The 13,301-nt window shown below is 41.0% G+C and carries 11 protein-coding genes; 7 read left to right on the top strand and 4 right to left on the bottom strand.

The window, feature by feature from the left end; genetic code table 11:
* Positions 1 to 78 precede the first annotated feature (78 nt).
* Entirely contained in the window at positions 79 to 1,371 is a 1,293-nt protein-coding gene (gene tyrS, locus ACFOSV_RS14385; RefSeq protein ID WP_377906722.1) for a tyrosine--tRNA ligase, read from the bottom strand.
* A gap of 264 nt (positions 1,372 to 1,635) precedes the next feature.
* Here tyrS and ACFOSV_RS14380 point away from each other — a divergent pair, with 264 nt between their 5' ends.
* Positions 1,636 to 4,872, top strand: coding sequence for a S41 family peptidase (locus ACFOSV_RS14380; protein ID WP_377906721.1), 3,237 nt, complete (start codon positions 1,636 to 1,638; stop codon positions 4,870 to 4,872).
* Between the two features lie 64 nt (positions 4,873 to 4,936).
* On the opposite strand, the gene ACFOSV_RS14375 is transcribed toward ACFOSV_RS14380, so the two are convergent.
* Both ACFOSV_RS14375 and ACFOSV_RS14370 read right to left on the bottom strand, forming a co-directional pair.
* On the bottom strand, positions 4,937 to 5,266 hold the full coding sequence (locus ACFOSV_RS14375) for a BlaI/MecI/CopY family transcriptional regulator (RefSeq protein ID WP_377906719.1): 330 nt from the start codon (positions 5,264 to 5,266) through the stop codon (positions 4,937 to 4,939).
* 163 nt (positions 5,267 to 5,429) lie between these two features.
* Positions 5,430 to 6,179: an acyl-CoA desaturase gene (locus tag ACFOSV_RS14370; RefSeq protein ID WP_377906718.1), complete on the bottom strand. Its 750-nt coding sequence runs from the start codon at positions 6,177 to 6,179 to the stop codon at positions 5,430 to 5,432.
* Between the two features lie 142 nt (positions 6,180 to 6,321).
* Here ACFOSV_RS14370 and ACFOSV_RS14365 point away from each other — a divergent pair, with 142 nt between their 5' ends.
* From ACFOSV_RS14365 to ACFOSV_RS14340, 6 genes are all read left to right on the top strand, one after another.
* Complete coding sequence (locus ACFOSV_RS14365) at positions 6,322 to 6,684, top strand: phage holin family protein (RefSeq protein ID WP_377906717.1); 363 nt, start codon at positions 6,322 to 6,324, stop codon at positions 6,682 to 6,684.
* Positions 6,685 to 6,838: 154 nt separating this feature from the next.
* A complete protein-coding gene (locus tag ACFOSV_RS14360) occupies positions 6,839 to 7,402 on the top strand; it encodes a hypothetical protein (RefSeq protein WP_377906716.1) in 564 nt (187 codons plus the stop codon).
* A 50-nt stretch (positions 7,403 to 7,452) separates the two neighbouring features.
* Positions 7,453 to 8,355: a histone deacetylase family protein gene (locus tag ACFOSV_RS14355; RefSeq protein ID WP_377906715.1), complete on the top strand. Its 903-nt coding sequence runs from the start codon at positions 7,453 to 7,455 to the stop codon at positions 8,353 to 8,355.
* A 93-nt stretch (positions 8,356 to 8,448) separates the two neighbouring features.
* Positions 8,449 to 9,045, top strand: a complete 597-nt coding sequence (locus ACFOSV_RS14350) for an OmpH family outer membrane protein (RefSeq protein ID WP_377906714.1) — start codon at positions 8,449 to 8,451, stop codon at positions 9,043 to 9,045.
* An 85-nt stretch (positions 9,046 to 9,130) separates the two neighbouring features.
* Positions 9,131 to 10,102, top strand: coding sequence for a deoxyhypusine synthase family protein (locus ACFOSV_RS14345; RefSeq protein ID WP_377906713.1), 972 nt, complete (start codon positions 9,131 to 9,133; stop codon positions 10,100 to 10,102).
* 1 nt (position 10,103) lies between these two features.
* Positions 10,104 to 11,750: an OmpA family protein gene (locus ACFOSV_RS14340; RefSeq protein WP_377906712.1), complete on the top strand. Its 1,647-nt coding sequence runs from the start codon at positions 10,104 to 10,106 to the stop codon at positions 11,748 to 11,750.
* 36 nt (positions 11,751 to 11,786) lie between these two features.
* Here the strand turns inward: ACFOSV_RS14340 and ACFOSV_RS14335 are convergent, their stop codons facing one another.
* Positions 11,787 to 13,208, bottom strand: coding sequence for a Gfo/Idh/MocA family protein (locus tag ACFOSV_RS14335; RefSeq protein WP_377906711.1), 1,422 nt, complete (start codon positions 13,206 to 13,208; stop codon positions 11,787 to 11,789).
* Between the last annotated feature and the right edge of the window lie 93 nt (positions 13,209 to 13,301).

The raw sequence follows: 13,301 nt of genomic DNA, 5'->3' as shown, positions 1-13,301 counted from the left end.
CCTTGATTTTAAAATTCAAGGTACTTTTTCAATTGAGTACTATCCGAACGAGGTTTTCCAAACTTATTTGACCGAAGGTTAAGCAACCTCAATAATGAAATAGTTTTTCTTGCCCTTTTGCACAAGCAAATACTTGTCTTGTAGGAGGGAAACGCTCAAATCCGCATTCGGATCTTGAAGCTTCTCTTTGTTGATGCTTACTCCACCGCCCTGGATCATCTTTCTGGCTTCTCCCTTGGAAGCGAAAACAACACCTTGAGTGACTTCACCAAAGAGATCTAGATTAGTGGAAAGCTCTTGGAATTCAGCTGTACTGATTTTCACCTGAGGGACTCCATCAAAAACTTGTAAAAAGGTGCGCTCATCTAAAGCTGCCAGATCTTCGGTGGATGATTTACCAAATAAAATTTGTGATGCTTTTTCCGCTATTTCAAATTCTTTAGCGCCATGTACCATAGTGGTAATAGACTTACCCAATTCCTTTTGTAGAATTCTTAAATGCGGAGCTTCAGCATGCTGGGCTTCCAAGGTCAAAACGCTTTCCTGATCAAGTGTGGTAAAGATTCGGATATACTTGGATGCATCCTCGTCACTGACATTGAGCCAAAACTGATAAAACGCGTAGGGTGAGGTTTTCTCAGGATCAAGCCAAACTGAACCGCTTTCGGTCTTTCCAAACTTTGTTCCATCTGCCTTGGTAATCAAGGGAACTGTAAGTGCAAATGCTGATCCTCCGCCCATTCTGCGAATCAATTCTGTTCCCGTAACGATGTTTCCCCACTGATCAGATCCACCTAATTGGACAGAGCAGTTTTCATTTTTCCATAAATGATAGAAATCATAGCCTTGGATCAGCTGGTATGAAAACTCTGTAAAAGAAAGCCCATTTCCATCCTCAAGTCGACGCTTGACACTGTCTTTTCCCATCATATAATTGACGGTGATATGCTTGCCTACCTCACGGATAAAGTCCAAGAAACTGAATTTGGACATCCAATCGTAATTATTGACTAGGACTGCCTGATTGGCTTCTTTGGCTGAAAAATCAAGGAATTTTGCCAATTGGCTCTTTATACAAGAGATGTTGTGATCGAGAGTTTCTTTGGATAGGAGGTTTCGCTCAGCAGATTTAAAAGAAGGATCTCCAATCATTCCTGTGGCACCACCAACCAAGGCAAACGGTCTGTGACCCGCTCTTTGAAAATGTAGTAATGTCATCACACCTACCAAATGACCTATGTGCAAAGAATCTGCTGTGGGATCAAAACCCAAATAAGCTGAAGCCATCCCTTTGGAAAGATGCTCTTCAATGCCTGGGGTCATGTCTTGGAGCATTCCTCTCCACTTTAGTTCTTCGATAAATGAATTCATTCTTTTTGCGTCTTTTTGTAATGAGCTTGCAAATATAGCTTGGGTATTTTGGGAATTGAAATCATTTGAAGAAGGATTCTGACCGGAATTTAATTATTAGACCCTTTCATGAAAAGACTTAGTAAATCTTCTGCCTTTTTTGATTTTCTTTGGGGGATTTAAATTTAAACCCATGAATTCAAGCTTTGTGGAGCTGGCTACCCTTAGAGTTGGCTCGACCACTGGCTAGATGACGTAGCCTCATAGAAAAACCCTGATTAACTAATGAAAAATTTTCTTTCAAAGATTGCCTTTGTTTTCCTATTTGCCCATTCGGCAGTAACTGTTGCTCAATCGCCTTCTTGGCTTAGGCATCCCGCTATTTCCCCTGATGGAGCACATATTGCCTTCACTTACATGGGAGATCTATATTTGGTATCTAGCCAAGGTGGAGAAGCCAAGCAGCTAACTTTCCACGAAGCACATGATTTTATGCCCGTATGGAGCAAGGATGGTAAGCATCTGGCTTTTGCCTCCGATCGATATGGGAATTTCGATGTTTTTGTGATGGAGGCATTGGGTGGAGCGGCCACTCGATTGACCTATCACTCTACAGACGAGCAACCGTTTAGTTTCTCGGCTGATAATTCATCTGTAATTTTTGGCGCGGTACGAATGGATGCTGTAGATCACAGGCAGTTTCCCTCCAGATCAATGCCTGAATTATATCAAGTTTCAAAACATGGTGGCCGTGTAGACCAGGTTTGGACTATTCCGGCAGAGTATGTTCAGCCGAATGCCGATGGTACAAAGATGCTCTATCATGACAAGAAGGGTGGCGAAAATGAGTGGAGAAAGCATCATCAGTCGAGCATAGCCAGAGATATTTGGCTTTTCGACGCAGGGAGTAATACCCATACCATGCTTACCACTTTTTATGGAGAAGATCGAAACCCAGTTTTCTCACCAGATGAAACAGAAATGTATTACCTAAGTGAGCAAAATGGAGATTTTAATGTTTTCGCAAAGGGTTTTTCTCCAAATTCTGAAGCAGAACAATTAACCCAATTTAAAGGGTTTCCTGTTCGTTTTTTGACCATTTCAGAGGCTGGTTTGATGAGTTTTAGCTATGACGGCCAATTGTACACTTTGGAAAAAGGAAATGAACCTAAACAAATTGAAGTCTCAATAAGAAGACAGGAAGCTTCAAATTCGGATAGCTTTGTGTCCATCAATGGAGGAGTGAGAGAGATGTCCATTTCGCCAAATGGTAAAGAGATTGCTTTTGTGGCGAGGGGAGAGGTTTTTGTGACTTCGGTAGATGGTGCGATGACAAAGCAAATTTCAAAATCTGCTGAGCAGGAGCGATTTGTTGAGTTCGCACCTGATGGAAAGTCCATTTACTACGCCAGTGAGCGAGAAGGCAGATGGCAAATTTTTAAAGCCGAAATTCAGCGAGAGGAAGAACCGTTTTTCTTTGCATCTACTTTGATTAAGGAATCGCCTGTTTTGGAAATAGAAGGAGAATCGTATTTGCCGAAAATTTCACCAGATGGGAAGAAAATGGCCTACATTCAGGACCGAAAAAATTTAGTCGTTTATGACCTGACGGCAAAGACTTCCGTGCGATTGCTTTCTTCAGACGAGCTATTTCACATGAGAGATGGTGATCAGTATTTTACTTGGAGCCCTGATAGCAAGTGGCTGCTAGCCACCTACAGGCCCACAATGGTCAATTCTGAAGTAGTTCTTTTAGATGCCTCCGGCAAAGAAAAGATGAAAAAGCTGACGCAAAGTGGTTATAGTGACTCAGGACCGGTTTGGGTAAATGGCGGCAAACAAATGCTTTGGTTTTCCAATCGAGATGGACTTCGTAGCTATGCTACAAGTGGGCAAAGCCAAATGGACGTATATAGCATGTTTTTCGATCAGGAAGAATGGGACAAGTTTAATTTGTCCAAAGAAGAATTTGACTTGATGAAAGAGCTGGAAAAGTCCAAAAAGGGAGACAAGAAAGATCCGGAAGATGACAAGGATAAAAAAGAGGAGGAAAAAAAGGTTGAGGACCTTAAGTTTGATCTAGAGGGAATCGAGGAGAGAAAAGCCAAATTGACCATTCATAGTTCGGACTTGGCTGATGCTATTTTGTCGAAAGACGGAGAGAAATTGTACTATCTCGCATCCTTTGAAAAAGGATATAATCTCTGGAGCACTAATCTTCGAACCAAAGAGACCAAGCAAGAAATTGGATTAGATGCTGGCTATGCTGGTTTGATGTGGGATAAGGAGCAGAAAAACTTCTACATTTTGAATTCTGGATCCATCTCAAAAGTTGACCCAAGTTCTATGAAGCGCGAAACCGTCAAGATCTCAGGAGAGATGGCCTATGATCAGCGTGCGGAATTCGAATATATGTTTGAGCATGTTTGGCTCCGCACAGATGGAATATTTTATACTCCTGAGATGCATGGGGTAGATTGGGATGCCTTGAAGGCAGATTATGCGAAATATCTTCCTCATATCGGTAATAGCTACGAATTTTCAGAGATGCTCTCTGAGCTTCTCGGTGAGTTGAATGCTTCACACACAGGAGCCAGATATTCTAGAAGTATATCCATGCCTGATCAAACGGCTTCTTTGGGAATTTTCTGGGATTATGGACATGAAGGAAATGGAATAAAAATCACTGAAGTGATCTCGGGAGGACCCTTGGAAAAGGCAGGTCTTGATGTGAAAGCTGGAATGGTAATCGAAAAAATCAATGGAGAGATCATTGGTCCGGATATGGACTTTGCGAAGCTTCTTAACAGGAAAGCTGGAGATTTCACTTTGTTAGAGATTCTTGATCCATCGACTGGTAAGAAAGAGGAGGTGACGATTAAGCCAATTTCGCTAGGAGCAGAAAGCCAATTGCTGTATAAGCGATGGGTAAAACAAAATCAAAAGGAAGTTGCCGAGAAAAGTGGTGGAAAACTGGGGTATGTGCATATCCCGGGGATGAGCGATGGCCCTTATAGAAATGTTTACGAAGAAATGATGGGTAAGTATTTCGATACAGATGCTGTGATCGTGGATACAAGATTTAATGGTGGTGGAGACTTGGTAGCAGATTTGGCTATGTTTTTCACTGGGGAAAAATTCCTAACCTATGCGACTGAAGAGCGAGAAGTCGGTATAGAACCTACTGCACGTTGGACTAAGCCGACACTAGCGATGTTTAACGAAGGCAATTATTCTGATGGACATTGTTTTGCCTGTGGATATACTGATCTAGAAATTGGGATTACCTTAGGAATGCCAACACCAGGCACATGTTCCTTTGCTGGATGGGAAAGCTTACCTGACGGATCTAGATGGGGTACCGTTCCTGTGTCGGCAAAGAATAAAGCGGGGGAGTGGCTAGAAAACAATGAAACCAAGCCACAGATTCAGATTAAAAATATGCCTGGTCAGATTGACGCAGGAATAGATCAACAGCTTAATAAGGCGATAGAAATACTGCTTCAAGAAACTCAAAAGTAGCAGCACTTAGAAATAAAAAAGGCCCGAATTAATTGGGGCCTTTTTTTGTGTTGGGTTTTTAATCTTACTGATATTCCTTGGTGTTTAAAGACTCATCATTCTTGAAAAATTCGTGAAGTTTCTTGAATGAACTGTCGAAGTAGCCGTCAAGCATCTTTTTGATGATGAAAGTTCTGTACTCATCCTTGGACACGATTGGAAAGTACTCATGGCTCTTTCCGTACGACTTGTGGCTCACAAAACCTTTGCGCTCTAGGATCCTCACAATTGTAGAAACTGTGTTGTAAGCTGGTTTTGGATTAGGCATATGCTCTAGCATGTCTTTTACAAAGCCACGCTCGATCTGCCATAGGATTTGCATTACTTCTTCTTCTGCTCTAGTTAATGGTTTCATAAATAAGGTGTTAAGTTAAATTCAAACCAAATTATGGGTTTAGTTTCTTTTTTCAAAACTAAATGAACCCATTTGTTTAATTCCATTAAACATTTTTTCTAACACCTTGATTATTAGGCAAAATAAAACCTCTTTTTAAAAGAGGTTTTAGGATAATGGAATTTTAGACGGTCCTGAGTTTTATAATACCAGTGGCATGTAACAGTTTTACCACCGGATAAGTGGGGTCAAACTCGTACCATTTTACCGCAAAATTTGGTCGGTTAGGAAGCTTATGATGATTGTTTTGGAATAACTCACCCAACATCAAAACGTCTAATAATAGACTGTTTTTTGATTTGTCATTGTTGTCAAAATTTGCATATCCATATTTGTGGCCACTCCAATTGACAATTGCACCATGTACAGGTCCCATTAAGAAATGGATAGGAAGCAGAAAATACATCCACCAGTGCGTACCTGCAAATTCAAAAACTGAGATACAAAGGACATAAATTAAAACGTAAAGTAATCCCCATGCTACTCTTACGCCCATCTGGTCTGCAAATCGATCAAATTTATTCCAATCAGGAATGTCCTTTGAAAACCTTTCTTCAGGCTTTAATCTGAAAGAGAAATATTCATTGTAAATATTTTTAGTCTTCCACATCATGGTAAAGAGGTTTTCTGTGTGATGAGGACTATGAGGGTCTTTTGGTGTATCACTGTAAGCGTGGTGCATTCTATGAAGAATGGCATAGGCTCTTGGAGACAAATAGGAACTACCCTGCCACATCCAGGTGAAAACGTAAAAGAAACGCTCCCAATACTTGTTCATGACAAACATTTGATGCGCCGCATAGCGATGAAGGAAGAAACTCTGGCAGAAAAGGGAGAAATACCAGTGAAGAAGGAAGAAAATAATAATGATCACGTGGGTAAATTTTAAATTGATAAACAAATATAAGGTACAGGGCTGTAGTTTCCTTGTTTGAATCAGACATACTCAAGCAAACTTGTCACTTTATGCTTAATTTACATCTGAAAAAAACACAATTGTGATATAAATCATGCAAATGCAATCTAAGGCAAGTACCTATTTGGTTAAAATTCTTCTTGGCGGGATTTCAGTGATTATTGCTGAGTTTTTACTCCCCGGTATTCATCTCGATGGAGTAGTGACAGGTTTTATTTTAGCCGCGGTGATTATTTTAATCAATATGTCTCTGAAACCTTTATTCATTATTCTCACCCTTCCGCTAACGGTCATCACATTTGGGTTGTTTCTGTTGGTAGTGAATGCCTTGGTAATCTTGGCTTGTGATTGGCTTATCGAGGGCTTTGTGGTAAACGGATTTTGGTGGGCATTACTCTTTGCACTGGTACTGAGTATTTTAAATAGTCTTTTCGGAAATTCCCTTGATCCTGTTGATCAGTAATGCATAAATAACTTTTTTAGTATGGATAATTAAAATTAATGCATATTTATCAAAAGAAGTTTTGTTGGTTTTGATGAAATACTTTACTTTCTCCAATAATTAGAGAGAGATATGCGAAATTATGAACACCTTTTTTTGAATAATCAATAAGAATATGTCTACCCAAAACCCAGGATTTGATCCTAAAGCAATAGAGGACCTAAAGTCTGAGCTCCAGAAAAATAACAGTACCTACAAAATTATCCCGGATGACGAAAATTCGGACGAGTTTGTCAACTTCTATTTTGTAGGAATGTACGAAGGGAAAGAAGTCATTTATGATGCGGCCTTGTACACCCTGAGATTACACCATTCCTCTGAAGTCTATGAACTTGCAGAGCATGAGGCGGCCAAGAAATTCCCAAATTTCAACGGAATAAAATATGAGGAGGATGAAAATGGAAATATGATGCCTCTCAATAGTGAGCAGGAGGAGATCGGTTGGTTTATCACCGAAATCATCATGGATATTGAAGACGACGAGCGAGTAAAAGTTCAGGAGTTTGTGGACATTGACACCAATCACGATTTTGGGCTTGGCCTAGATGCTGCTTTGAATGTGGATAGTATTTCTGATAGTGTGATCTCTAGGTTCATCAAAGAGTTTAATGATGATACCTTAGAGCTGGATGAAACAGCCTATTCCTTTCAGTCTGAAGAGGAAGACTTCGAGGATTAAGGTTTTTCAAACAAAAAAATATACGCTTGGTTTAAATCAAGCGTTTTTTTATGCTCAAAATAGCCTGGTCACAGTTGTATTCTCATCCTTTACCGGAAGGTCATCGATTCCCGATGGAAAAGTATGCCCTGCTCCCTGAGCAATTGTTGTATGAAGGGACCGTCACGGAAAATAATTTCTTTGAGCCCGATTTTTTAGATGACAAATGGATTCTGACAGCACATGACTTCTCATATCTCGAAAAACTCAAGACCCTTTCATTAAGTCGAAAAGAGGAACGGAAAACTGGATTTCCTCTCAGTGAACAATTGGTCCGGAGGGAGATCAACATACTAGATGGATCAGTAAAGGCTTGCGAATTTGCGCTGGAATATGGTATCGCGATGAATATTGCAGGGGGGACCCATCATGCATATGCCGGACATGGAGAGGGATTTTGCCTTCTTAATGACATTGTCGTTTCTGCCAATTATCTTCAAGCGAAAGGACTTGCCAACAAAATTTTAGTAGTAGATCTGGATGTTCATCAAGGAAATGGTACCGCTGTACTTTGTCAAAATAATCCTGATGTTTTCACTTTTAGTATGCATGGCAAATCAAATTATCCCATGCATAAGGAGAAATCAGATTTAGACATTGCCTTAGCAGATCATACTAGAGATGAGGAGTACTTAGATCTTTTGGAAAGAAATATAGACTTCATTCTTAAAGGTTTTTCTCCTGATTTCATCATTTACCAATGCGGAGTTGATCCTTTAGCCTCGGATAAGTTAGGGAGATTGGGGCTTTCCCTTCAAGGGATTAGGAATAGGGACTCGCTAGTTCTGAATCTGGCCAAGTCTTCCGGGATTCCGATAATGTGCTGCATGGGAGGTGGATATTCCCCTCAAATTAGGGATATTATTGAAGCGCATGCCCAGGTTTATCGGTTAGCTCAGGATATATTTTTTTAGTTTAACTCAATTTAATTGTTGCTTCGCCTTGCATATACTGGAAGATTCAATTCTTTATTTATATTTGCGCCCTTATCATAAAGATCAGCAGAAGTGAAAAAAACATTAAACACCTTAGGAATTCTTGCATTATCCGCAGGATTATTCTTTGCATGTAATCAAACCGCACCAACTACCACCGAAGGGGGAGAATCAGAAGTAATGTCAGTTTCAGAAATGAAGTTGGCTTTTGTCAAAACTGACAGTGTGATTAATAAATATGAATACTTCAAGACCAAATCTGAAGAAATCACCGAGAAAGGCAAGCGATTCGAAGGAGAGCTTCAAAGTAGAGCAAGAGGTTTTGAGCAGGAAGTAGCGAATTTTCAACAATCTGCGGCTTCTATGACCATGAATCAGGCAAGAGCTAAGGAAGAGGAATTGGTGAAAAAGGAGCAAAATCTAATGACCTACCGAAACAACTTGATGCAGGAGCTTTCTGCTGATGAGGCAGGTCTTTACAATGACGTGTACGAAAAAATTCAAACCTACATGAAAGGCTTTGCTGAAGAAAACGGTTACACCATGGTATTGAGCTATACTAGAGGTGGGGCAGTTTGGTATGCAAATGACGCGATCGATGTCACAGACCAAGTAATCGAAGGATTAAATAAGGCTTACAATACCACACCAACTGATTCGGTTAAGTAATTCAGCCAAACAGGAATTAAAGACCCGGCTAGCCGGGTTTTTTTGTGAAAAAAAATGGGTAATTTCGAGCAAAAATCACTTTTACATGAAAATCACTGAATTTCTTAAGCACAATTACAGACACTTCAATGCAGCTGCATTGATCGACGCAGCTGAAGGATATAAAACGCATTTGGACGAAGGGGGTAAAATGATGGTTACCCTAGCAGGAGCAATGTCTACTGCAGAGTTGGGAATCTCACTGGCCGAGATGATCCGTGAAGATAAAGTACAAATCATTACATGCACAGGTGCCAATCTTGAGGAAGACGTATTTAACCTAGTGGCTCATGATTACTATGAGCGAATTCCAAACTATCGGGATCTATCTCCAGAACAGGAACAGGATTTATTGGAGCGCCATATGAATCGGGTCACGGATACTTGTATTCCAGAAATGGAAGCTATGCGAAGAATCGAAGACGTGATTTTGGAGGAATGGATGGCTGCCGATCAAAAAGGGGAGGCTTATTTTCCGCATGAATTTTTCTACAAAATTTTACTCTCTGGAAAGCTTGAAAAATCATATCAAATAGATCCAAAAAATAGCTGGCTACTCGAGGCAGCAAAGAAAAATCTTCCGATCATCGTTCCGGGATGGGAGGATTCTACCCTTGGCAACATGTTTGCAGGTCATTGTATAGCTGGAGATGTAAAGAATGTACACACCGTAAAAAGCGGTATTCAATACATGATGTATCTGGCGGATTGGTACACTGAAAATGCAAAAGAAGATAGCACGGTAGGTTTCTTTCAAATAGGTGGTGGGATCGCCGGAGATTTTCCTATTTGTGTAGTTCCTATGCTTCATCAAGATTTGCAGCGCGATAGCATTCCATTATGGGGATACTTCTGCCAAATCTCAGACTCTACGACTTCATATGGATCGTATTCTGGAGCTGTACCAAACGAAAAAATTACTTGGGGTAAACTAGGCGTAAATACACCCAAGTATATCATTGAATCTGACGCCACGATTGTCGCACCATTGGTGTTTGCGATAGTCCTTGGAAAATAAAATGTTGAATACAAAGAATCACATAAAGTTGGCAGGTAGTGTTTGGCTACTTGCCTTTCTTTTATCTCACTCAGTACTTGCTCAGGAGACCGTATCGTTGTCAGGAGCAAACTCCACTCAGAATGACATCAATCCGGTTTGGGTGGGGAACAATACTTTACTTTTTACTAGAGCCTTTCATATCGAGAATGTGGGAGGAAATACTGATCCAGGAGACATCTGGATGGTTCAGAAAACTGGAGAAAACGAATGGTCTGAGGCCATTCATCGAGCGGATTTGAGTACTTCAGGTTTTGATGTAGCCCTTGGCTTACAGAATGTATTGACACTTTTGGTTTTTCACGAAGATCAAGAGGGAAATGCGGGAATTCACGAGTACGCCAAATTTGGGAAAGATTGGAATTACCGTAGAAGAATTGAGGTGCCACAGATCAATGATTTTAAAGGTGTTGTTAGTGGAAATGTGGTCGATGGGAAATACATATTTCTTTCGGGAAATGGTCCTAATTCGCTTGGAAACGAAGATCTATATGTTTTTGAATTAGTTTCGGGTATTACTTGGTCCGAGCCTCAAAATCTGGGAATAGTTATCAATACATTTGGTCAAGAGGTGAGTCCTTTTTATGATTCAAAGACTATGTTGCTCTATTACTCTACAAATAATCAGCCTGGAGCACGTGGGAAGGATATTTATATCACCAAAAAAATGGGCGATACTTGGCAAGATTGGAGTAATCCTGTGAATTGGGAAAAACTCAATTCTCCTGGTTCGGAAATGGCTGTGGCCTTTGTGGGGTCTAATCAGGTGGTTTGGTCTTCGAGCCAAAATAGTAATGGATTCTCGGACTTATTGACTTTCGCCCAAGAAGAAGAATTGGAATTACCCACGGATTTTACTCCAGCTTTGCGCAGAAGTATCAGTCGTAATGTCTATGCACCTGCCATCGAACAATCTGATGAAGTATACCTAACGGAGGAAAAAATAAAGCCTATTTCTCCGCTGATCGCCGTGGGAAAACCAGAGGTGGGTCTATTCATTGATTCTGTAAAACTGGAGCAAAAGCCACTGGAATGGATTGCCGTGGATGCAGTGGAGAAAGTAAAAGTGGATTTTGAATTAGAATTTTTATCCAAGAAAAATCCTGTCACATTCGCCGGTAAAGACACCTTGTTTCTATCGGATTTGATTAAAAAGGGGGTAGATGAAGTGAAGGTTTTAAGTAATGGATATTTCCCCCAAATCATGCCCGTCATAGCACTGAATCAAGAACAACCGAATATGGCACTTCTCGTGAAAGTAACCAAGGGAAGTAGTATTAAGCTTGAAAAGGTGTCATTCCAAAGAGGTACTTCTGAATTTGAGGGGGTTGAAACCGAATTAGCCTTAAAGGAAATCAGCACCTTCCTTCTCGAAAATGAAGAGGTCGTGGTACGGATTCATGGCCATACAGACAGTTATGGTGATCCTAGTTTGAATAAAGCATTGTCTCTTGATCGTGCAAAAGCAGTACGTGACTACATGGTATCCCTTGGCGTGCCTTTTGAGCGGATGCGGATCTCCGGCTGGGGAGGAACTAGGCCTGTAGCCTCCAATGCAACGGAGGCCGGTCGGCAAAAGAATAGAAGAGTTGAACTTGAAGTTCAATAAAAAAGGTCAGGAGTTTTTCCTGACCTTTTTCTTGGTTTATAGTGAATAATCACCACGATATTCTCTCCTGACGAATTGATTTGCAGGATCAAAATTAGTGACTTTCATATTTGGACCATCCCAAACCAGTTTGATCCCTCGGCCTGGGAATTCATTTTTCCTAGGGCTGTAATCGTAGCTTCGAATTGCCAGATTACCCATCAAAACTGATTCTGTCAATGGACCTGCCACTGAAAAAGGAGAGCTAAGCTTGTTGAATTCTTCTGATCCATGTCCGGCTATACATGCTTCCACCCAATTATTATAATGTCCTCTATCTCCATTTGGGACTCTGTAGAGAGTTTCTGGAACCTTAATGTCTTTGGTTTTGGATGTTGGCAGTAGCTGAGGATTTATTCCGTAAGTGGAGCACATCATTTTGCCTTTAGTGCCTTCAATAATTACTCCGTTGCCACCATCGCCCATTTGCTCATTTGGCTCTAGTTCTTCAGGTCTAGTGGGCTGAATTCCTCCATCCATCCAGTGAAACTCTAAATCCTCTTTTCCAGGGCGATCAAAACGCAAGGTGATGTGAGAGGAGGGAGGACAACTATCGGGGAAATATCCTCGCTGGAATTCTCCTACATAGACCGATCCAACACTACATTCTGCGGATTTAGGGTACCCTAGTCCTAAAACTCTGAAAGGAGGCTCCATGATGTGACAGGCCATGTCGCCAAGGGCTCCAGTTCCATAATCCCACCAGCCTCTCCAATTAAAGGGGACGAGATTTCCTACGTAGTCTTTCTTAGGGGCTGTACCCAGCCAAAGATCCCAATCTAAATCAGCTGGAGGATCCATTGGTGTTTCTGGCCAAGGAATTCCTTGTGGCCAAACAGGCCTGTTGGTCCAAGAATAGACTTTGGTTGCCTCACCGATCAAGCCAGCTTGATACCATTCCACCATTTTACGCACACCATCTCCTGAAGAACCCTGATTCCCCATTTGAGTTACCACTTTATATTTTTCAGCGGCTTCTGTGAGCATCCGAGCCTCGTAAATATCATGTGAAAGGGGCTTCTGAACATACACGTGTTTTCCCATTTTCATTGCCATCATAGCTTGTACGGCATGCATATGATCGGGAGTGGATACAGTCACTGCATCAATGTTGTTTTCTTCCTTTTCCAGCATTACCCGGAAGTCCTTGTAGTAGGATGCCTTGTTGAATTTTTTGACAGAGTCAGCTGCACGGCTATCATCCACATCGCATAGCGCTACAATATCCGCCTTTCCGCTACCGAAAACGCCACGAACATCACCAGCTCCCATTCCTCCGACACCTATACTTGCCACTCTTAATTTATCACTTGGTGCGATGAAACCTGGTCCTCCAAGAACATTCCTTGGCACAATATAAAATCCAGCTATCGCCGCGGCTGATGTCTTTAAAAATTTCCGTCTATTGTTTTTACTCATGATCAGGTATTAATGGGTTTGAATAAAGGGTTAATTGACTTTCAAATTATTAAAAATGAAAGATTAATCACTACTTGGACTCTGGTTAATTTG

This window comes from Algoriphagus namhaensis, assembly GCF_042649705.1.
GTDB classification, from domain to species: Bacteria; Bacteroidota; Bacteroidia; order Cytophagales; family Cyclobacteriaceae; genus Algoriphagus; species Algoriphagus namhaensis.
This window is presented reverse-complemented; position numbering and strand designations above follow the sequence as displayed.